Source organism: Lysinibacillus sp. NPDC097195 (assembly GCF_044762075.1).
GTDB lineage: Bacteria > Bacillota > Bacilli > Bacillales_A > Planococcaceae > Lysinibacillus.
In genome coordinates, this window is record NZ_JBIWDP010000001.1 from 1,385,356 (window position 1) to 1,403,438 (window position 18,083).

The following is an 18,083-nucleotide window of genomic DNA, read 5'->3' on the forward strand; positions in this document are numbered from 1 at the left end:
AACTCCTTTATAAATAATAGAATTAGAGGGGATTATTCAGTTAAAAGGATTAGACCGTTTCCATATTTGTTATCAAACCCTTTGTCACCTAAATCATGAGCAAAATTTTTTAATTGATTGTTAATGAACTTATAAGCTTCTTCTTTGTCGGATAATTCAGAAATCAATAATGAGACGACACCTGTAAAATAAGCTGCTGAAAAAGATGTCCCATCAAAATAATCGACATCTCCTTTATTCGTAATTGATTTTAAGTTACTACCTACCGTTACAAAATCTATTTTTCCTTCACCAGAAAAATAGGCCTTGGATAAATTTTCATCGACTGATCCGATAGAAATAACATTCGGAAGCTTTGCAGGATAATCAACCCCAAATCCAAATGTATTACCTGCCGCAGCGATAACCAGAATATTTTCCCTGTTTGCTCTTGTTATCACTTCTTCTAAAATTGCATTTGATTTCTGAAAACCAAAACTTAAATTTAAAATATCGACATCTTCGTCAATTGCCCACTCAATCCCCTTTACCAAATGTTCTACATCTCCATTGCCATCCTCGCTTAAAAATTGAACATCGTATAGCGCTACGTTCGGGTTAACACCTAAAGTATTTCCAGCAATAATACCGGCAATTGGTGTTCCATGATTGTATCCATCAAATGTTTTACTAGAATCATTGATGACATTAAAGCTTTTTACTACTTTGCCATCAAGTTCAACATGATCATTGATGCCACTGTCGATAATCGCAATTTTTATCAAGCGTTTTTTCTCATCATTTTCGTCAATAATGGCATCTAGTGGATTAACAGCGTATTTTTCTTCATGATGCCATAAAGAAAAATACGCATTAGGCATAATACAAACGAATATAACGATTAAAAACAACACTTTTTTAACACATGTCTTACCCTCCATTCTGACAATTAATTTATCTCTTGCTCGCTAATTTTCAGCTAATAAAAATAAAGATATATTTGATTGCCATCATAATACTAAATTTTTAGAAAAAATAAAATAATATTTTTTTATTCATTTTTGGCGAAATTATCATAAATAAATAGTAAAAATTTTCATTACCACACAATAAACTTCCCAGATATTTTTATTTTTTTAATGCTGTAATACTAGTTTTATAATAATTTTTTATTAAATTAGTTTACTTATTAAAATAAAATTACTAAAAAAAATCTACTGAGCATTTTCTTACTCGGGACGGCAAGGCAAAGTTAGGCATCTTCAAACAAAATCCTACAAATAAAAAGGTATTTTAGGGAATTAATAGAAATATATAGTTATCACAAGTTTTACAGAGGAGGATATCTATGATTATCGGATTACATCACGTACAACTGACAATTCCAAAAGGTACTGAGGAGCAAGGCAAGGCATTTTATTGTCAGGTACTCGGCTTAAAAGAAATCGAGAAACCAAAATCCCTTCAAGGGCGTGGTGGTTTTTGGTTACAAGTTGGTCAGCAAGAAGTACATGTTGGGACAGAGGACGGTTTTGATCGACTTACGACGAAAGCGCATATTGCCTATCAAGTAGAGGATGTTGCCTATTGGAGAGAAGTATTAACAGCGCATCAGATCGAAATACTTGATTCTGTGCCCATTCCACAATTTGAACGCTTTGAATTTAGAGACCCATTCGGTAATCGGGTAGAAATGATTCAACCAATGTAAACTTTAAAAAAGTTGCTAGGACATAATCAGGAGCCATTCTATTTTTTTGCTATAGAGTAAAGTTGATACTAGCGAAGGTGCCGACTCCTACTTAGAAAATGCAAAAAGTGTTAGATTGATCGCAGTCAATCTAACACTTTTTCACTTCTCTCATGGCCCTTTTCTCTTTACAATTTAAAAAGCTGAACCTCTCGATTTAAATTCTCTGCCCTCGATGCTAAATGATCTGTATTTTTTGAGATTTCATCCATCGTTGCGACGGTTTGGTCAATAGTCGCGGTCGTTTCCTCGACACCTGCGGCTGACTGTTGCGAAATAGCGGCAATTTCATCGATAGAATGATTGATTTGCTCAGTAGTTGTTGAAATGCCTTGTAAATTTTCTGTTATGCCTTGTATATTGTTAAACATACTGTTGACCGCAGTTGCTATTTGTTCAAAAGTTGTATTGGTAGTCGTAATTTGTTCTGTGCCTTTTTTTACTTCCTCATAACCTGTCCGAAGGGATGCAGTGACTCCGACCGTTTCATTTTGAATTCGTGTCACAATAGACGAAATATCCGTCACAGAATATGAAACTTGTTCAGCAAGTTTACGCACTTCATCGGCGACGACCGCAAAACCTTTGCCTTGCTCCCCTGCTCGCGCCGCTTCAATGGCAGCATTCAATGCTAATAAGTTTGTTTGATTCGCAATATCATCAATTACCGACACTAATTTAGAAATTTCTTGCGATTGTTTATTTAAACCTTCTACATTGGCAACCGCCTCTTGGACCATTTTATCAATCGCAAACATTTGCTGTGTGGAAGTATTCATTAAATGTTGGCCACTTGCTGTTAGTTGCAATACTTCACTCGAATACCCCTGTAAATCTTTCCCTTGCCCATTCGCTTGCTGAACATTTAGTTTAAATGCGTCCATTATTTGCGCTAAATCACTTGCATTATGCGCTTGCGATTCAGAGCCACCTGCTAGTTCAAGCATGGTAAGTGCAATTTGTTGCGCACCTGTTTTAACTTCTAATGAAGACTGAGCCAATTGTTCACTGCTGGCAGCCACATTACCTGACACAACATGGATAGAACCAATAATTTCATGCAGCTTTTTATTTAATGTATTCGTGGATTGCACAAGCAAACCGATTTCATCTTTCATTCTTTCTGGCAAAGCCGGTTGACTAATATCGCCATTAGCCATATGCGCTATTTTTTCGATAACGGCTTTAATTGGATCGGCAATCAATCGCGCCGAAATGTATGCGGTTACAATTCCAACAACTGTTGTTATAATGCCGATTAATAACCCTATATTCATCGTTTGCTTGGATTGCACAATCATTTGCTGCCCAAGCTGATTAATAGAAGCTTCTCTTGCATTTGCTAGTTCCTCGTATCCTTCTCTAATTTCTACAGCGAGACGATCGACGGAAGTTAAATTTTGAATGGCCAATTCGATGTTTCCTTTATCATATTCCTCAAATACTTTCGATTGTACAAAGCTCCGCCACTCTCTTGCTTTTTCCACTATTTCTGTTAAGCTTTGATCCGTCGATAAATTATTTACTATTGTATTATTAGCTTCTGCTATTTTAATATATTCATCGAATTCCTGTTTATATTTTGGGTCTCCAGTGAGTACATAGCTTTTAGCAGCAGTTGTACGAACACTGATAGTTGATGCTAATTTTTCACTGGCAGTTAAAATCTGCAATTCTTTATTGACAATTTCTTCTCCTGCAGCAATGACACGTTTATTGGCGAAAAAGCTATAGGTATTAAAACAAGCTATGAAAAATACTACAATAAAAAATGCACTTAAAATTTTTGCGCGAATTGTTTTGAACCCTAGTTTTTGCAACATACCATTTTCCCCTTTCGATCGTACTACTATTAAAATAAACTACAATTTTCGCCACCATTTGTGAGTAAACTACAATTTATTTCCACCTAAATATAACATATATTTCCTACATTACCCATGACTCGAACTATGTATTTATCGCTGTCCTTAATGCAATAAAATGTGGGCAATACATGCTTTTCTCCGTACAGTTCTACTAATAAAGTTATTTTTGTATCATTACTTATCCTTATTTTGATTTCTCTATTTGCATAATGTCTACGTTTTTTTCTCTACAATGCGCTATAATTTATTTTTCACTATAATTTTTATTTCAATAGCAAATCATTCATTGATTGCTCAATCTTTAGAGCAATTATTTAACAAACTGAAACATTTGTAATGAAACTGTAAATTCAAGCGCTCAAGCCTGTTATATCAACGTTTCAGTTGAAGTTAACGCAAGCCGTGGAAACAATTACCTCCCAGAACCCCTACTTTTTCATGCTACGATTATCGCAGTGGCAAGCAAACAGAAACTTACTGCTCGCTGACAGGAGGTAAAAGACAGCATGAAAAAACAATTTTTAACTACTACATTAGCACTAACGATAGGCTTTAGCTCATTCGGCATTGTTCAAGCAAGCATTGAACCAATCAAAGTCGAGGCAGCAACGACAAACGCCCAACATAATGACACGGCGGTTGCAGCAAAAGCAGATCAACTAATTCAAACAGGAAAAAGCTTAATTGGTAAGGCGACATATAGTAATTCAGTGTACAAGGCTACATATCCATACAAGTTTTCTTGTGCTTCATTCATTATGTATATTTTTGAGAAGAATGGTGTAGATCTTGGGACATATAATGAAAACTATATGATTCAGCAAGGAACACCTGTTGCGAAAAGCCAATTGCAAAAAGGCGATTTAGTTTTCTTTAAAAGTAAAAAAACAGGTACTGACCCTGATCATGTAGGTATGTACATTGGAAATAACAAAATTATTCATATGGCGGATTCCAAGCAAAATATCGTCATTTCAGATATGAGTAGCAAGCCTTATTATACAAACAACTATGTAGGAGCACGCCGTGTGTTACCAACATTATTGTCGGCTAATCCTGCAACAAAAGGCGATAAAATTGTAGAAAATGCCTTTACTTATAAAAATAAAGCAACGATAGGGTCAACGATTAATGAGCAAAGCTTACGTTTTACTGCCCCAGGTTTCGTAGAATATGTTTACCGTAAAAGCGGTGTAAAACTTGGTACAACTAACTTAAAACAACTAATGGCTAAAGGTACAACAGTGTCACGTGCTAATTTAAAAAAGGGTGACTTAGTGTTCTTTAATAGCGTAAAAGGGTCAGCAAATCCTTCTCTTGTCGGCATCTATGCTGGCGATCAACGCATCATTATTCCCATGTCGAGTGGCGTTACGACTAGAGTACTATTTGTAGATTACTATAAAGAGCATTATTTAACTGCAAAACGTGTCTTTTAATGTGTAAGGTCACAAATCCTCATTATTACTAAGACAAGTTATCTAATAAAGCAAAACATAGCATACGAGCAGTGACGTTCACCGCTTTGTATGCTATGTTTTGTTATATATGGTAGGTTGCAATAATAATTAACTTTTATAAGGCTTTTAATTTATTAGCGAAATCAATCATTGATTTACTTGACATTGGCCCCTTTATTAGAACAACCGTATCTTTATCAAGTTTCGGTTGGAGTATTTCCAGAATGCCTGTTACATCTTTAAACATATGAACCTCTGCGCTTGTGCCATCTTTTTTTGCCTGGGCTGCGATATCTTCCGCCCTTTTTCCAATTGTAATGAGCGTATCAATATTCCTTTGAGCCACCATCGAACCAATCTCACGATGATACTTTTCTTCGAAAAGACCCAATCGCTTTATATCACCTAATATAAGGATTATTTTTTTATCTTTTCCTATAGTATCTAAAACTTTCAAGGCTGCTTCGACCGATGTTGGATTATTCGTCCACGTATCATCTACAATGGTACTTTCACCGATACCTGTTGAAAATTCAAGATGCCTTGCCATCGGTTTAAACGTTTTTAATCGAGCGATCGCTTGATGGATAGACAGGCCCATTTCTTTTATAGCTGCAATAGCGGCTAACGCATTATATACTTGATGTTCTCCATACCCTGGTACAAATATTGTATATTTATCATTAGATACTTGAAGGGTAAACCTCATGCCATTGTTGATAAATTGAATATTGGATGCTTTGTAATCTGCTTTCCCATGTACCCCTACGGTAATCATTTTACCTTTAAACGTATGCAACGGAACTTTTTTTGTATTTTCATCATCTGCATTGATAATTAACGTGCCATCTGGTGAAATGCCTTCTAAAATTTCGGACTTCGCTTTAATATAACCTTCGAGATTTTTACATCCATCTAGATGATGCACACCGATATTTGTAATGATACCAATCGTTGGTTGGTAGATCATACATTGATGTTTAATATTGCCTGTATTTCCTAAACCTAATTCAAATACAGCTGCTTTTGTTGTATGATCGATGCCCGTTAAATAAGGTAACGATTGTCGAGGTTCGTTTTTACTGCTAATAGATGCCTGCACATTCCAGTCTTTACTCGCAATATGTTTAATCATTTCTTTCGTTGTTGTTTTTCCACATGTACCAGTTAAAGCAACTACCGGTATGTCAAATAGTCCTCTGTAGTACTCAATAAACTTCCAGTATGCTTGTAATGTACTTTTTACTCGAATGACTGTCGTATTTGCTAGTGCATGTTTCAGTTCATGTAATGGCTTATCTGAAATAACGAGGGATGGACCCTTTTTATCGATTTCTTCCCAATTAATAATCTCACTTCGATTGACAAACATAAGACTATTTTTTTGGGTCAAATCATGTCGATTATAATAAATAGCGTGTTTGACAAGCCACTGCTCAGAACCACTTACGAACTCTGCCTGTAGTAACTTTCGAATAACAGTTACACTTATACTTTGCACGTTTATTCCTCCCCCCTCTCAATATAATATGAAATATGCTCTATAGAAGTTTGGGTTAAGAGGTACAATCTAACCCCATATCTAGTAATGACTAGTATTTGATGCCGTGCTATATCTTTTATTCAGAGCGCTCCTTTCTAGTAGATTACTATACAATATTATGAAAGTACTGCTTGTGACACTGTATTTATCCAATGGCAATAGTAAGACCTTTATTGCTTAGTATCTTTTCCAGGTGGTAGCGTTGATTTTACTTTTAAATCCGCTGCCAGTTGGGAAATTTGCTTACTGTACATATCACCTTTTATCAGCACAATAGTATCGTCATCTACTATTTCATGTAATAACTTATAGACGAGTATATTATTATTAAATGTATAAACAGGTTTACTAAATCCTAACTTCACTGCCTGATCCGCCATAATACGTGCATGCTCGCCAATGGTAATGAGGACATCTACCCCAATACGATGGATTAATTCTCCTGCTTGCTCATGGATGATATAACCCCAGGAACCTAAATCTGTAATAGTTCCAATAACAGCTACTTTTTTCTTGCCCTCGCCTAGTGAATTTAGAACTTTTAATGCAGCTTCTAATGAAGTCGTTGTTAAACTCCAAGTATCATCTATTAACAGTGAGTCATTAATTCCTTCAAAAAGTTGTAATTGCTTTTTCACTTTTTTGAAGGAAGCTAACTGTTTAATCGCAACGGAAATCGGTACATGTAACTCGCTAATGGCAGCCATAGCGGCAAGTGCATTATATACTTGATGCTCCCCAAATCCAGGGACAAAGACGTCATATTTTTTCTTTTGATGATGCATTTTAAAGCGCATACCATTTTCAACATAACGAATATGGCTTGCTTTAAAATCACATGTTGCTTGCTGGCCGATGTATATAATACGTCCTTTAAATTTCGATAAATCAATTTTTTGTATATTAGCATCTTCTGCATTAAGAATTAAAGCACCATCTGGCTTTACTATTTCAACCATCTCAGCTTTTGCCTGTATATAACCTTCTAGCGTTTTACAGTAATTTAAATGGTGTGCGCCTATATTGGTAATAATGCCGATGGTCGGCTTGAAATACGCTCCGGCTTTACTTACATCTCCAGGTGACCCAACTGCTGTTTCAAACACAGCAACTTCTGTTTCATCGTCAATACTAAGTAAATATTGCAATGAAGCTGTTCTGGAATTACTGCTTAACATTGTTGCAGCAACTTCTTTTTCAGCGGAAAGAATGTGTTTAATCATTTCTTTTGTGGTAGTTTTTCCAGAGGTACCGGTAATGGCAATAACGGGAATGTCAAATTGGCTACGATAATAATGAACAAATTTCCAGTACGCCTCATCTGCATTCCCTACTCGAATGATGATTACATTTTGAGGAATTTCATGCTGACTATAGACCCAATCTGTGACAAGCACTAACGGCAAAAGCGCTTCAAGACTTTTCCAGTTTACAATACGCTTGTTTGTAAAAAGGGCCGTATACGGTTTTTTCACTTGTTTTAGTCGATATGCGCCATACTGGATCAGCACCTCCTCAGACCCTTGCACCAATTTACCTGCAGTAATCGCTGTTAAATTCTTCACCGATAGAGGCTTCATATCATTTCTCACTCCTTTCTTTTCTATTATATGAACCATCATAAAAGTTGCTTGGATGTAAACATGATACATAACTAGAGGAAATCTATTTCACAGCATATATATAAAATGTATATTAATAATCCAAGTGCCAATTGAAGGAGTGATTATACTGAAGGCAATTATATTTATCGGTACAAACAAATCTGGGTCTAGTCGGGAAGCAATAAAAGCAGCAGAGAAATTGGGTTACTTTACAATACTGTTTACTCACAATGAAAAACAGTTACAACAGAGAAAAGCCTACCCTGATATTCATAAAATGATTCTCATTGACACTTCTAATATAGAAGATATGATAGAAGAAATTCATGATTTGCTTGATACCGGTTTAGAAATAAAATCAATTGTTAGTTTTGTAGATCCATTTGTTCATATTGCCTCTATTTTATGTGATGAATTTTGTCATAACTATACGTCATCAACAGCAATTGAAATGATGGAAGATAAAGAAAAAACAAGGAATATCTTAAAAGATCAACCTTATTCCCCTAAGTTTTTTCTTAAAAGACCGCATGATTCATTTACAAATAATATGCTATTCCCGCTAATTGTTAAATCTCCTAAATCTACAGGTTCAAAAGACGTACTGATGGCGACAGATAAAAACCAACTCGATGCACATCTTACATTTCTCCAAAACAAAAATCCTGGTGAAACCATCATGATTGAGGAATATATTGATGGCCCACAATACTTAGTTGAAGCAATGGTCTATCGACGACAAGTTCATACAATCGGCATTATTGAACAAGAGATAACACAAGGAAAGCGATTTATTATTACAGGCTATGGTGTCCTTGCAGAAGTACCACAAGATATTCAAAAAGGGATAGAAGAGGTGCTTCACTCAATCGTCAATGTGTTTAATATTGAAAATGGCACGTTGCATCTTGAACTTCGTTTAACAGCAAACGGATGGAAGCTAATTGAAATCAATCCTAGAATTTCAGGCGGCGCAATGAATAATATGCTACAGGCGGCGTTCGGGTTTAGTTTAGTAGAAGAAACGTTGAAATTATTTTTAGGTGAACAGCCAAATGTTACACCAAGGCATCGAAAGTTTATTTTCACAAAATATGTAATTGTAGAAAGTAAAGGTGTGTTAGAAAGAGTCGTCGGTAGAACGAGGGCTACAAGGTCACCTGGTGTTATAGATGTTTACGTAAAACCGAGAAAAGGGACATTTTTAACGCCGCCATTATCAATGGGACATCGTTATGCATACGTTATTGCCGAGGGTAGATCATTAACCCAAGCGAAAAATAATGCAATTACGGCAGCTAAGGAAATTAAATTTTTATTAAAAACAATGTAAATTTTTGCGGATGCGCATTCTTCTGCTTCATCCGCTTCTCTATTGAACACATCATTTATTACAAAAAACCGAGTAGTCGCCTTTAAGATTGGCAGCTGCTCGGTTTTTTCATATTTAGGCTTTGAAAGTTTCATCTAAAAATTTCACTGTTTCAAACATATTCGTTTTACTAGCACCTTTTACGAGAATCGTATCCTCAGGCTCTACAATTTTCTCTAGCAAGGCATGTAGTTGATCTTTGTTCGTAAAATGATGTATTTTCGCTTGTTTCATCCCTTTGGCAATTGCAGCAGCACCTATTTCTTCTGTACGGAATCCGTAAGTAATTAAAAGATCAATCCCCTGTTCAGCAATGTATTCTCCCAATTTACGATATTCTTCTTCTCTTAAATCGCCTAGTTCTCGCATCTGACCGATAATGGCTACGCGCCTTTTCTTTGCAACATTTGTCAATACATTAAGAGCCGCCCTTACACCTTGCGGATGGGAATGGACTGTATCATCTATGACCGTGATATGATCGCGACAGTTATACACTGTCAGCCTTCGTGGTGGTTTTTTAAAATGTAATCCTGCTTTTATTTCTTGTGGTGTAAAACCTAAAGTATCGGCAACCGCAATCGCATTGAGGGCATTATATACATGATGTTCTCCTAAAATCGGAATAAACATTTGTATTTCTTGTCCTTGGAGTTTCATTTTAAAGGACATGCCCGTTTCTTTATACTGTATGTCATATGCTCTGTAATCGGCATCCGTTTTAATACCCGTTGTTAATATCGTGCCTTTAAATTGGTCGGTTAATAAATATTTCGAATTTTCATCATCTTTATTTAAAATCAGTAACCCTTGTTGGTCCATACCTTGAATTAATTCCGATTTAGCTTTCGCCACGAGTCGAACATCCCCGTCAAAGTTCCCTACATGGGCAAGACCGATATTCGTGACAATACTAATATTCGGTTGGATGATGCTACAGTGATTTGTAATAATTCCAGGATAGGCCATGCCATATTCAAGAACGACCGCTTGATGTGATTCGTTAATTTCTTCCGCATGTTTTTTTGTATGTTCCGTCGTATTCCAATAATCTTTTGACTCAAAAACATTCCATTTTTTCGATAAAATAGAGCCTAAAAATGCTTTGGATGTTGTTTTTCCTGCACTTCCAGTAATCGCAATAATCGGTATGTTGAATTTCTTATCAACATACTTTGCTAGTGGTTCTACCGCTTGCACATTAATTTCAGCTGGCTTCGGTTGTGACTGTTCATGTTTTGCTTTGACTTCAGCTGGCTCCATTTGCGGCTCAACCTGTTTTGCTTTTTGTTTAAGCTTTGCCTTTTTCAAAGATTGTTTGTTTTCGGCTAAGTATTTAGCATAGCGAATCGAATGAATTACGACATCCAATTCTAAATAAAAGGCTGGTGGACAGCCAGGGCGCCAGTTTACTTCGTAAATCCAAATTCTTTGTTGAGCATCTAACCCAACGTCTATGCCAATTTCATCAATGACCTCTCCAAACTTTGTCATTTGAATGTCATCTAAGTGGCGTGCTAAAGATAATGAGAAATGTTCTAACATCCGTCGAATATTATAAGCTTCATCCTGAAATTCCTGTTCTAAAAATGGATCTAAATAATTTGTATAACCGCCATTGTTAATATTGGGAATAATCGAGCCATGTGGCGCAATTCGTGGATAGACAGTCGTCACTACCCATTTGCCTTCCCCGTCTTTTTGCACGTGTAGACGGAAGTCATACACTTGGCCCGATTTCATTTTCGATTGAATATAAGGTTGCATAATATATGTTCCAGATGCAAGAAGTTCTTGTATTAATGCATTTAGCTGCGGCTTCGAATACATACGTGCGTCACTATTTTGCTTTACCTCAAAATTGTCTCCTACTTTTATGATAAAATAGATTCCTTTTCCCTTCCGACCGTCAATCGGTTTAAAGACGATTTTTTTATGATGTGCAATATAACTATGAAAAACATCGATGTTCTTTACAATTTCTGTAGGAATAATGTATTTATCAAACTCTTTCGCTTCTTTTAGACGCTCCATAACATTCCATTTATTCCCTATAGAATGTGTCGTAAACGGAATCTCTTTTTTTAATTTATCAATGATGTCTTTTGATACCGCTAATTTTTCAGGACTTCCAGCATTATAAATGACATCTGGAAAGGGCATCACTCTTTCTTGCCATTGTCCATCTTCTAATACCTTCCCATTGATGGTACGGTTTTCAAAATTAACCTTTCTCGGTGTAAAGTAAAAAAACTCTATCCCTTCCGCTTTCGCAACTGCTGCATATGCATATGACTTAATAACGGTTTTAGGATCGAGACGATGATGCAACATTCCGATAATTGTCATGCGTTAATCTTCCTTTCTATAGATTCTTTCTATTAAATTCAGATAACGCAACTTGCATATGGACAGATGCTCTAGTTTTATAATTATTTTAGTAGTTTTCCCTAAACTCCTTCCTTACCATTTAGGCTCTATAATGTATTTCTTTTTTAATAAATCGGGATTTAAAAGTTGAATAGCCGAAATACTGCCTAACTCAATTGATTTTTCTGTCGATGTTCTTTCTAATCTCACCACATCAGCAATTGAATTCGTTTCATTGCCCTCATAATCATACGCGCGTAATAATGAGATCGTTCCTCGGCAGCGAGCTATATCAACCGATTCTATCCGAAAATACTCGGTTTCAAATTGTTTGACCGTGTCTATTAATTTTAAATGTGAGCCATTGTGCGTAATTAAAAAAAAGGGAATGGTATCACTACCCACTATTTTTACAAGAAGCTGACCATAATATTTTGAATGAAATTCTGTAATCGCATCCTGAGCAGCTTTTATATCTCTTAGCGCTTCACATACAAAGTGCTTCCTTCCTTTTTCAACATCCATTGTCCCCCAGCCCCTCCCTATTCCATTTCTCAATGATTTATTTCTCGGACGATAGTACATTATTTATTTATCCTATCTTGTTATAATATGTACAGTATCGAAATATGACGACATCATTTAAAAGGTCCTCTAAAAAATATTGACAATTAACAAAAAAAGGATGTTAGGCCTCTACCTAGCATCCTTTTAGTATTAGATTGAAATTTCCGGGAAGTAGCGTTATTTCGTTACCCTACAATGCATTTTTACTCATGTACTTGATGTTCATTGCCTTGATTGAGCACTACTACACCACCAATAATCAATGACATACCAATGGCTGTATAAAGATTAAAAATGTCTCCCCAAATAACAATGCCTAAAATAACAGTGAGAGCTGTGCCTACCCCTGACCAAATAGCATAGGCTAAACTTAATGGCAATGTTTTTAAACATATAGATAAGCTATAAAATGAAATGCCATAACCAAATACAACGACGAAGGATGGACCGATAACTGTAAAGCCTTGTGATAGCTTAAGCATTGTTGTCGCCATTACTTCAAAGACAATAGAAATCGCTAAAAATAAATACCCTTTCATTGTGTCGCCCCCCTAATGACTGCCGCCAGCTAGATTTAAAACAACTACACCGATAATTATCAATAAAATGCCGACAAACTTTTTAACATTAAAATTTTCTTTATAAAATACAACACCGACAACAGCCGTTAACGCTGTCCCTAAACCTGCCCAGATGGCATAGGCTGTGCCAATCTGCAATGACTGCAATGTTAACGATAAAAAGTAAAAGGCTGACCCATATCCTATAACAACACCAAGTGTCGGTAAAAGTCGCTTAAAGCCAGCAGTTTGTTTCAACATCGAACTTGCAAAGACTTCTGAAGCAATGGCAATCAATAAAAAACCAAAAGCTTTCAAGTTTCCTCACCCTTTCTAGTCATTTGCAATAATTGTTGAAAAATGCTGTCTGATACTTCTTTAGAAACTGGTGCAATATTTAGCAACTTTGAATAATATAACCCATCAATTGTTAAGCGAATCATATGGACAATGGATGGCTCAAGTCCATCATGTAATAGACTCTCTAGTAATTGCTCGTAGGCAACTGAAATGGCATGATTGTCAAGGTGGTTAATTTGAATCGCAATATTTATCCAAGCTCCTGCTTCAAAATCTTGCTGCGATGCTAAGATGAATCCCCTTGTATGTTTACCAATACCATGCTCCAACTTCGATAATGCGTCAAAAGAATCCATAAATTCAGCCATAATGGTCTGTGCAATGGCCAAAAAAAGTTCATCCTTTGTGTTGAAATGATAGAGGAGTCCGCCCTTACTAATGCTTGCCTTCTGGGCAACTTTTTCCAACGTTAATGTATGTAACTCATGGTCGTTCAAATAATGAATGGCGGTTTGAATAATATGAGCACGTTTTAAATCTGTTTTCGATAACAATGTACCTCTCCTTTAGGAAACTCAATAAAAAAAACCGTCTGGACGGTCTTTTTTATTGTACCGAACTCCATGAACAAGGGTCAAATAAGGACAAAACAAAATAGAAAAAGTGTTAGATTGGCGTCACCGTCAATCTAACACTTTATTACTACGCCATTGCTGTCCACGACAGTTCTTTCCGTTCAGCACAGTAAGCTGCAACCCGCGTCAACGCGTGCAATGCCCTCGTCTTAAGCTTTGTGCTGTCCCAGCTGGAGTCAGCACAATTGCTAACAACAAGGAGTATTTTCTTCTACTTTATCATTATTGCACAAGCGTGATTAGCTAAAACTTCATTTAAGAAAATTGTAAAATATTGTAATATACACAAATTTTACGCTGCCTCATTTAAGGTGTTGCCCAGCTACCTCTTGTTCTTCTTCTACGTACTCTAAAATATCGCCAGGCTGACAATTTAATGCTTTACATATAGCGTTCAAGGTAGAAAAGCGTACAGCTTTTACTTTACCTGTTTTTAAATTGGATAGATTAACAATCGATACATCTACCTTTTCTGCCAATTCACTTAATTGCATTTTGCGGTCAGCTAACATTCGATCTAACCGTATAATAATTGTCATTACATCACATCCCTAAGCTGTCGCATCATATTCTTCTTGTAAAAATCCACCGTAGCGGAAGACTCTAGCTATCGCCCAAATTACCAAACCACAAAATAGCAGTGTCCAATTAATACTAGAAAAATGATACTGAATCCCTGTTATCCATTCTGTACCTGCGATAAGCGTATTTAATTGCAGTTGTTGAATGACTATATAGGCAATGTACGTGCGAAACGCCCCTATTGTCAAGCTTAACACAACTACACTATAAGCAACTCGCTCTATTCTTTTACTATTAGCCATCGTAAAAATGACACCTATACTTAAATTCCCTAACAAATTTCTTATTTGCCAAACGATAAATAAAAGTATTCCTATATAAATCATAGCAAGGGCAATTAAAGATATCATGGGCATTTTTTCATAGATGATATTGTTCGCTACTATGTTTGTCAGTTGAATTTCGATACCTTCTATAGTTAGGGCTGTCGAAATACTAGCGTTATTTAGGAAATTATTGACTGTATTTTCAGACAAAAAAGCCATCCCTATAACTAATGCTCCCATTACAAAAAGGACAATAATAAAGAAAATCATGATAATTGAAAAAATCGTTCGCAACCCTTTTGTTAAAAATTGAAATTCCTTACTTTCAATATTATGTTCCATTTATGCCATCTCCTTCCTCTAAATTTATTATACAGCAGTTTCCACCCTTCTCAATAATTATTTAATGATTATCATTAAATAATTATTGATTAGTATAAACTATCTTTTATAACACAAAAAAGCTGAAGGAAAAATTGATCCTCCAGCTACTTCCCTCTTTACAGCAATCCTGCTTGTTCTAAATATGACCGTGCTACATCTTCTATTTTTTTGCCTTCCACGTTCACTTGATAATTCATTTCACGCATGTCGTCATCCGTTATTTGATTGGCCAGCTTATCTAATACCTTTTCAAGTTCAGGGTATTTAGTAAGTGTTTCCTTTCTTAACAATGGGGCGCCTTGATAAGGCGGGAATAGTTGCTGATCATCTTCTAATACAGTCAAATCATATTGACGTAACTCACTATCTGTTGAATACGCATCTAATAAATCGATATCGCCGGACTGAATCGCCTGATATCTTAACTTCGGTTCCATTGTTATAACGGAAGCAATAGTTAGACCATACCGCTTTTGAATACCTACATAGCCATCTTCACGATCGTTAAATTCCAATGTAAACCCTGCTTTTACTGTATCCTGAATCGCTTTTAAATCTGAAATCGTTTGTAAATGATATGTTTCAGCAAGTTGCTTTGAAACAGCTATTGCATACGTATTGTTGTATTGCATCGGTTGAAGCATTACCATATCGAATTTTTTTAACATACCATCTTTTGCCTGTTGATAAACATCTTCTTGGTTATTATTCACCGCTTGTTCTTTTAAAAACTCTGCGATTGCCGTCCCTGTAAACTCCGGATAAATGTCGATACTACCAGATTTTAGTGCATTAAAGACAAAGGATGTCTTGCCTAGCCCTGGTTTTAATTGCACATGTAAATCTGTATCGTTTTCAATCAATAATTTGTACATATTAATGAGTATTTCGGGCTCAGAGCCGAGTTTTCCAGCAATTACGATGTCCTTTTTGTCATGGGAGGTAAAAAATGGCATGGTAATTAACAACATGGCCGCCACACTTATCGCACTAAGTAAGGTAACAGTTTTTTTAAAGGACAGTGATTCTAGTTTTTTCAATAGATAATCAAAAACGAGTGCTAAAATGGCGGCTGGGACTGCACCTAAAATAATCAGCGCTGTATTATTGCGATCAATTCCAAGTAGAATAATATCGCCTAATCCACCTGCACCAATTAATGCTGCTAAAGTAGCTGTGCCGACGATTAAGACCATTGCCGTCCGTATGCCCGCCATAATTACAGGCATGGCAAGTGGCAATTCCACCTTCACTAATCTTCTTGTCGTATTCATTCCCATTGCCAACGCTGCTTCCTTTAATGATGGATCTACTTCGTTAATGCCTGTATATGTATTGCGTAATATAGGCAGTAACGCATAGACTACAAGGGCAATAATGGCTGGTATCTTCCCAATACCAAGCAACGGAATTAACAAGCCTAATAAAGCAAGTGAAGGAATTGTTTGTAAAACTGCACTAATTCCAATAATACTTTCCGCTATGTTCTTTTTATTCGTCAAATAGATGCCAAGCGGTATCGCAATGATCACAGCAAAAAATAACGCAATAAAAGAAATTTGCATATGCTCTATTAATGATGCCATAAGCTGGCCTTTGCGTTCGATGAAAACATCCAATAAATTAGTCATGTCCATCACCTCGCTCAGCAGCTAAAAACTGTAACATCGATTGCCTAGTAATAATACCGATGATCTTTGTTTCTTCTTTGACTACAACACATTCATGGTGAGCTAATTGTTGTAAAATAGAAGGTAAGGAGGCATGCGCTGTCACACTATATTGAATAAAATGTTGATGCTGTTCTTCAACAAATGGTTCTATAACTTGTTGAATTTTAAAAACATTCGTAGGATGCTCCTTTAACCCAATAAATTGTTGGACAAAGTCATTGACTGGATGTTGAGTAATGTCTTGCGGCGTACCGATTTGTACTATTTCCCCATCTTTCATCACACAAATGCGATCCCCTAACTTCAACGCTTCTTGCATATCATGCGACACAAAGACAATGGTTTTTTGTATCGCTCGTTGTAGCTCCAGCAAGTCATCTTGTAATTTTGTACGACTAATTGGATCGAGCGCACTAAAAGGTTCATCCATTAAAATAATTTCAGGATCTGCCGCTAACGCACGAACAACCCCCACCCGTTGCTGTTCTCCACCAGACAATTCTTTTGGTTTACGCTGACTATATGTATCCGGTTCCAGCCCTACCATTTTTAATAATTCCTGAACGCGTTGCTGAATTTGCGACGCAGTCCATTTTTTCATTTCGGGCACAACTGCTATATTTTCTGCAATGGTCATGTGCGGAAAAAGTGCAATTTGTTGCAGCACATAGCCAATATTCCATCGTAGTTCATGAATGTTATAATCACTAATCCGTTGACCATTAATGCGAATTGTACCTTCCGTTAAAGGAATTAAGCGATTAATCATTTTTAGTAACGTCGTTTTTCCACACCCACTAGGCCCTATGATGACAAAAAATTCTCCTCGCTGTATTTCCAGATTGATGGCATTCACTGCCACTTGGTTGTTATCATATCTTTTCGAAACATTCTCAAATGCAATCATCGTCTAAGCTCCTTATTGTTGAAAAGTTCTCAGTAATTTTGGCCGATTGTCATGTTATTGTTGTACCTCACCACTATATCTTTCCACAAGTTGAAGATGATAAACTACTATGGCAGAAAAAGAACTAATTCCCATTACATATATTTCTATATTTATTTAATTATCCCTTTATGATATTTATAGATGTGAGCGTCCATAATGAAACTTTTTCTTATGATATTCGTTCTATTAATGAGGATTTTTAAGAAAAAAAGATGCCATTA

Annotated in this window: 16 protein-coding genes; 3 read left to right on the plus strand and 13 right to left on the minus strand. The window is 36.2% G+C overall.

Annotated features, from left to right (window positions below; genetic code table 11):
- Positions 1-32: 32 nt before the first annotated feature.
- On the minus strand, positions 33-893 hold the full coding sequence (locus ACIQXI_RS07160; RefSeq protein ID WP_402922974.1) for a S8 family peptidase: 861 nt from the start codon (positions 891-893) through the stop codon (positions 33-35).
- A 434-nt stretch (positions 894-1,327) separates the two neighbouring features.
- Between ACIQXI_RS07160 and ACIQXI_RS07165 the strand changes: the two genes are divergently transcribed.
- On the plus strand, positions 1,328-1,690 hold the full coding sequence (locus tag ACIQXI_RS07165; protein WP_402922976.1) for a VOC family protein: 363 nt from the start codon (positions 1,328-1,330) through the stop codon (positions 1,688-1,690).
- A 167-nt stretch (positions 1,691-1,857) separates the two neighbouring features.
- Here ACIQXI_RS07165 and ACIQXI_RS07170 read toward each other — a convergent pair whose 3' ends face one another.
- Entirely contained in the window at positions 1,858-3,552 is a 1,695-nt protein-coding gene (locus ACIQXI_RS07170; protein WP_402922978.1) for a methyl-accepting chemotaxis protein, read from the minus strand.
- A 551-nt stretch (positions 3,553-4,103) separates the two neighbouring features.
- On the opposite strand from ACIQXI_RS07170, the gene ACIQXI_RS07175 reads away from it, so the two are divergent.
- Complete coding sequence (locus ACIQXI_RS07175; RefSeq protein ID WP_402922980.1) at positions 4,104-5,036, plus strand: C40 family peptidase; 933 nt, start codon at positions 4,104-4,106, stop codon at positions 5,034-5,036.
- Between the two features lie 136 nt (positions 5,037-5,172).
- On the opposite strand, the gene ACIQXI_RS07180 is transcribed toward ACIQXI_RS07175, so the two are convergent.
- Positions 5,173-6,558, minus strand: coding sequence for a UDP-N-acetylmuramoyl-tripeptide--D-alanyl-D-alanine ligase (locus ACIQXI_RS07180; RefSeq protein ID WP_402922982.1), 1,386 nt, complete (start codon positions 6,556-6,558; stop codon positions 5,173-5,175).
- 212 nt (positions 6,559-6,770) lie between these two features.
- The gene (locus tag ACIQXI_RS07185) at positions 6,771-8,180 is read right to left on the minus strand and encodes a Mur ligase family protein (RefSeq protein ID WP_402922984.1); all 1,410 of its coding nucleotides are present in this window, start codon (positions 8,178-8,180) and stop codon (positions 6,771-6,773) included.
- A 151-nt stretch (positions 8,181-8,331) separates the two neighbouring features.
- Between ACIQXI_RS07185 and ACIQXI_RS07190 the strand changes: the two genes are divergently transcribed.
- A complete protein-coding gene (locus tag ACIQXI_RS07190) occupies positions 8,332-9,537 on the plus strand; it encodes an ATP-grasp domain-containing protein (protein ID WP_402925695.1) in 1,206 nt (401 codons plus the stop codon).
- A gap of 114 nt (positions 9,538-9,651) precedes the next feature.
- Here ACIQXI_RS07190 and ACIQXI_RS07195 read toward each other — a convergent pair whose 3' ends face one another.
- The 9 genes from ACIQXI_RS07195 to ACIQXI_RS07235 all read right to left on the minus strand — a co-directional run bounded on the left by ACIQXI_RS07195 (position 9,652) and on the right by ACIQXI_RS07235 (position 17,820).
- Positions 9,652-11,925, minus strand: coding sequence for a YheC/YheD family protein (locus tag ACIQXI_RS07195; protein ID WP_402922986.1), 2,274 nt, complete (start codon positions 11,923-11,925; stop codon positions 9,652-9,654).
- A 114-nt stretch (positions 11,926-12,039) separates the two neighbouring features.
- Complete coding sequence (locus ACIQXI_RS07200; RefSeq protein WP_402922988.1) at positions 12,040-12,471, minus strand: hypothetical protein; 432 nt, start codon at positions 12,469-12,471, stop codon at positions 12,040-12,042.
- 245 nt (positions 12,472-12,716) lie between these two features.
- Positions 12,717-13,052: a DMT family transporter gene (locus ACIQXI_RS07205; RefSeq protein ID WP_402922990.1), complete on the minus strand. Its 336-nt coding sequence runs from the start codon at positions 13,050-13,052 to the stop codon at positions 12,717-12,719.
- Positions 13,053-13,064: 12 nt separating this feature from the next.
- The gene (locus ACIQXI_RS07210; RefSeq protein ID WP_402922992.1) at positions 13,065-13,391 is read right to left on the minus strand and encodes a DMT family transporter; all 327 of its coding nucleotides are present in this window, start codon (positions 13,389-13,391) and stop codon (positions 13,065-13,067) included.
- Complete coding sequence (locus ACIQXI_RS07215; protein WP_402922994.1) at positions 13,388-13,927, minus strand: TetR/AcrR family transcriptional regulator; 540 nt, start codon at positions 13,925-13,927, stop codon at positions 13,388-13,390. Before ACIQXI_RS07215 ends, ACIQXI_RS07210 begins: the two co-directional genes overlap by 4 nt.
- 383 nt (positions 13,928-14,310) lie before the next feature.
- Entirely contained in the window at positions 14,311-14,547 is a 237-nt protein-coding gene (locus ACIQXI_RS07220; RefSeq protein ID WP_402922996.1) for a helix-turn-helix domain-containing protein, read from the minus strand.
- 12 nt (positions 14,548-14,559) lie between these two features.
- A complete protein-coding gene (locus tag ACIQXI_RS07225) occupies positions 14,560-15,198 on the minus strand; it encodes a DUF2975 domain-containing protein (protein ID WP_402922998.1) in 639 nt (212 codons plus the stop codon).
- Between the two features lie 158 nt (positions 15,199-15,356).
- A complete protein-coding gene (locus ACIQXI_RS07230) occupies positions 15,357-16,871 on the minus strand; it encodes an ABC transporter permease/substrate-binding protein (protein WP_402923000.1) in 1,515 nt (504 codons plus the stop codon).
- Complete coding sequence (locus tag ACIQXI_RS07235) at positions 16,864-17,820, minus strand: ABC transporter ATP-binding protein (protein WP_402923002.1); 957 nt, start codon at positions 17,818-17,820, stop codon at positions 16,864-16,866. The genes ACIQXI_RS07230 and ACIQXI_RS07235 overlap by 8 nt, the downstream gene beginning before the upstream one ends.
- Between the last annotated feature and the right edge of the window lie 263 nt (positions 17,821-18,083).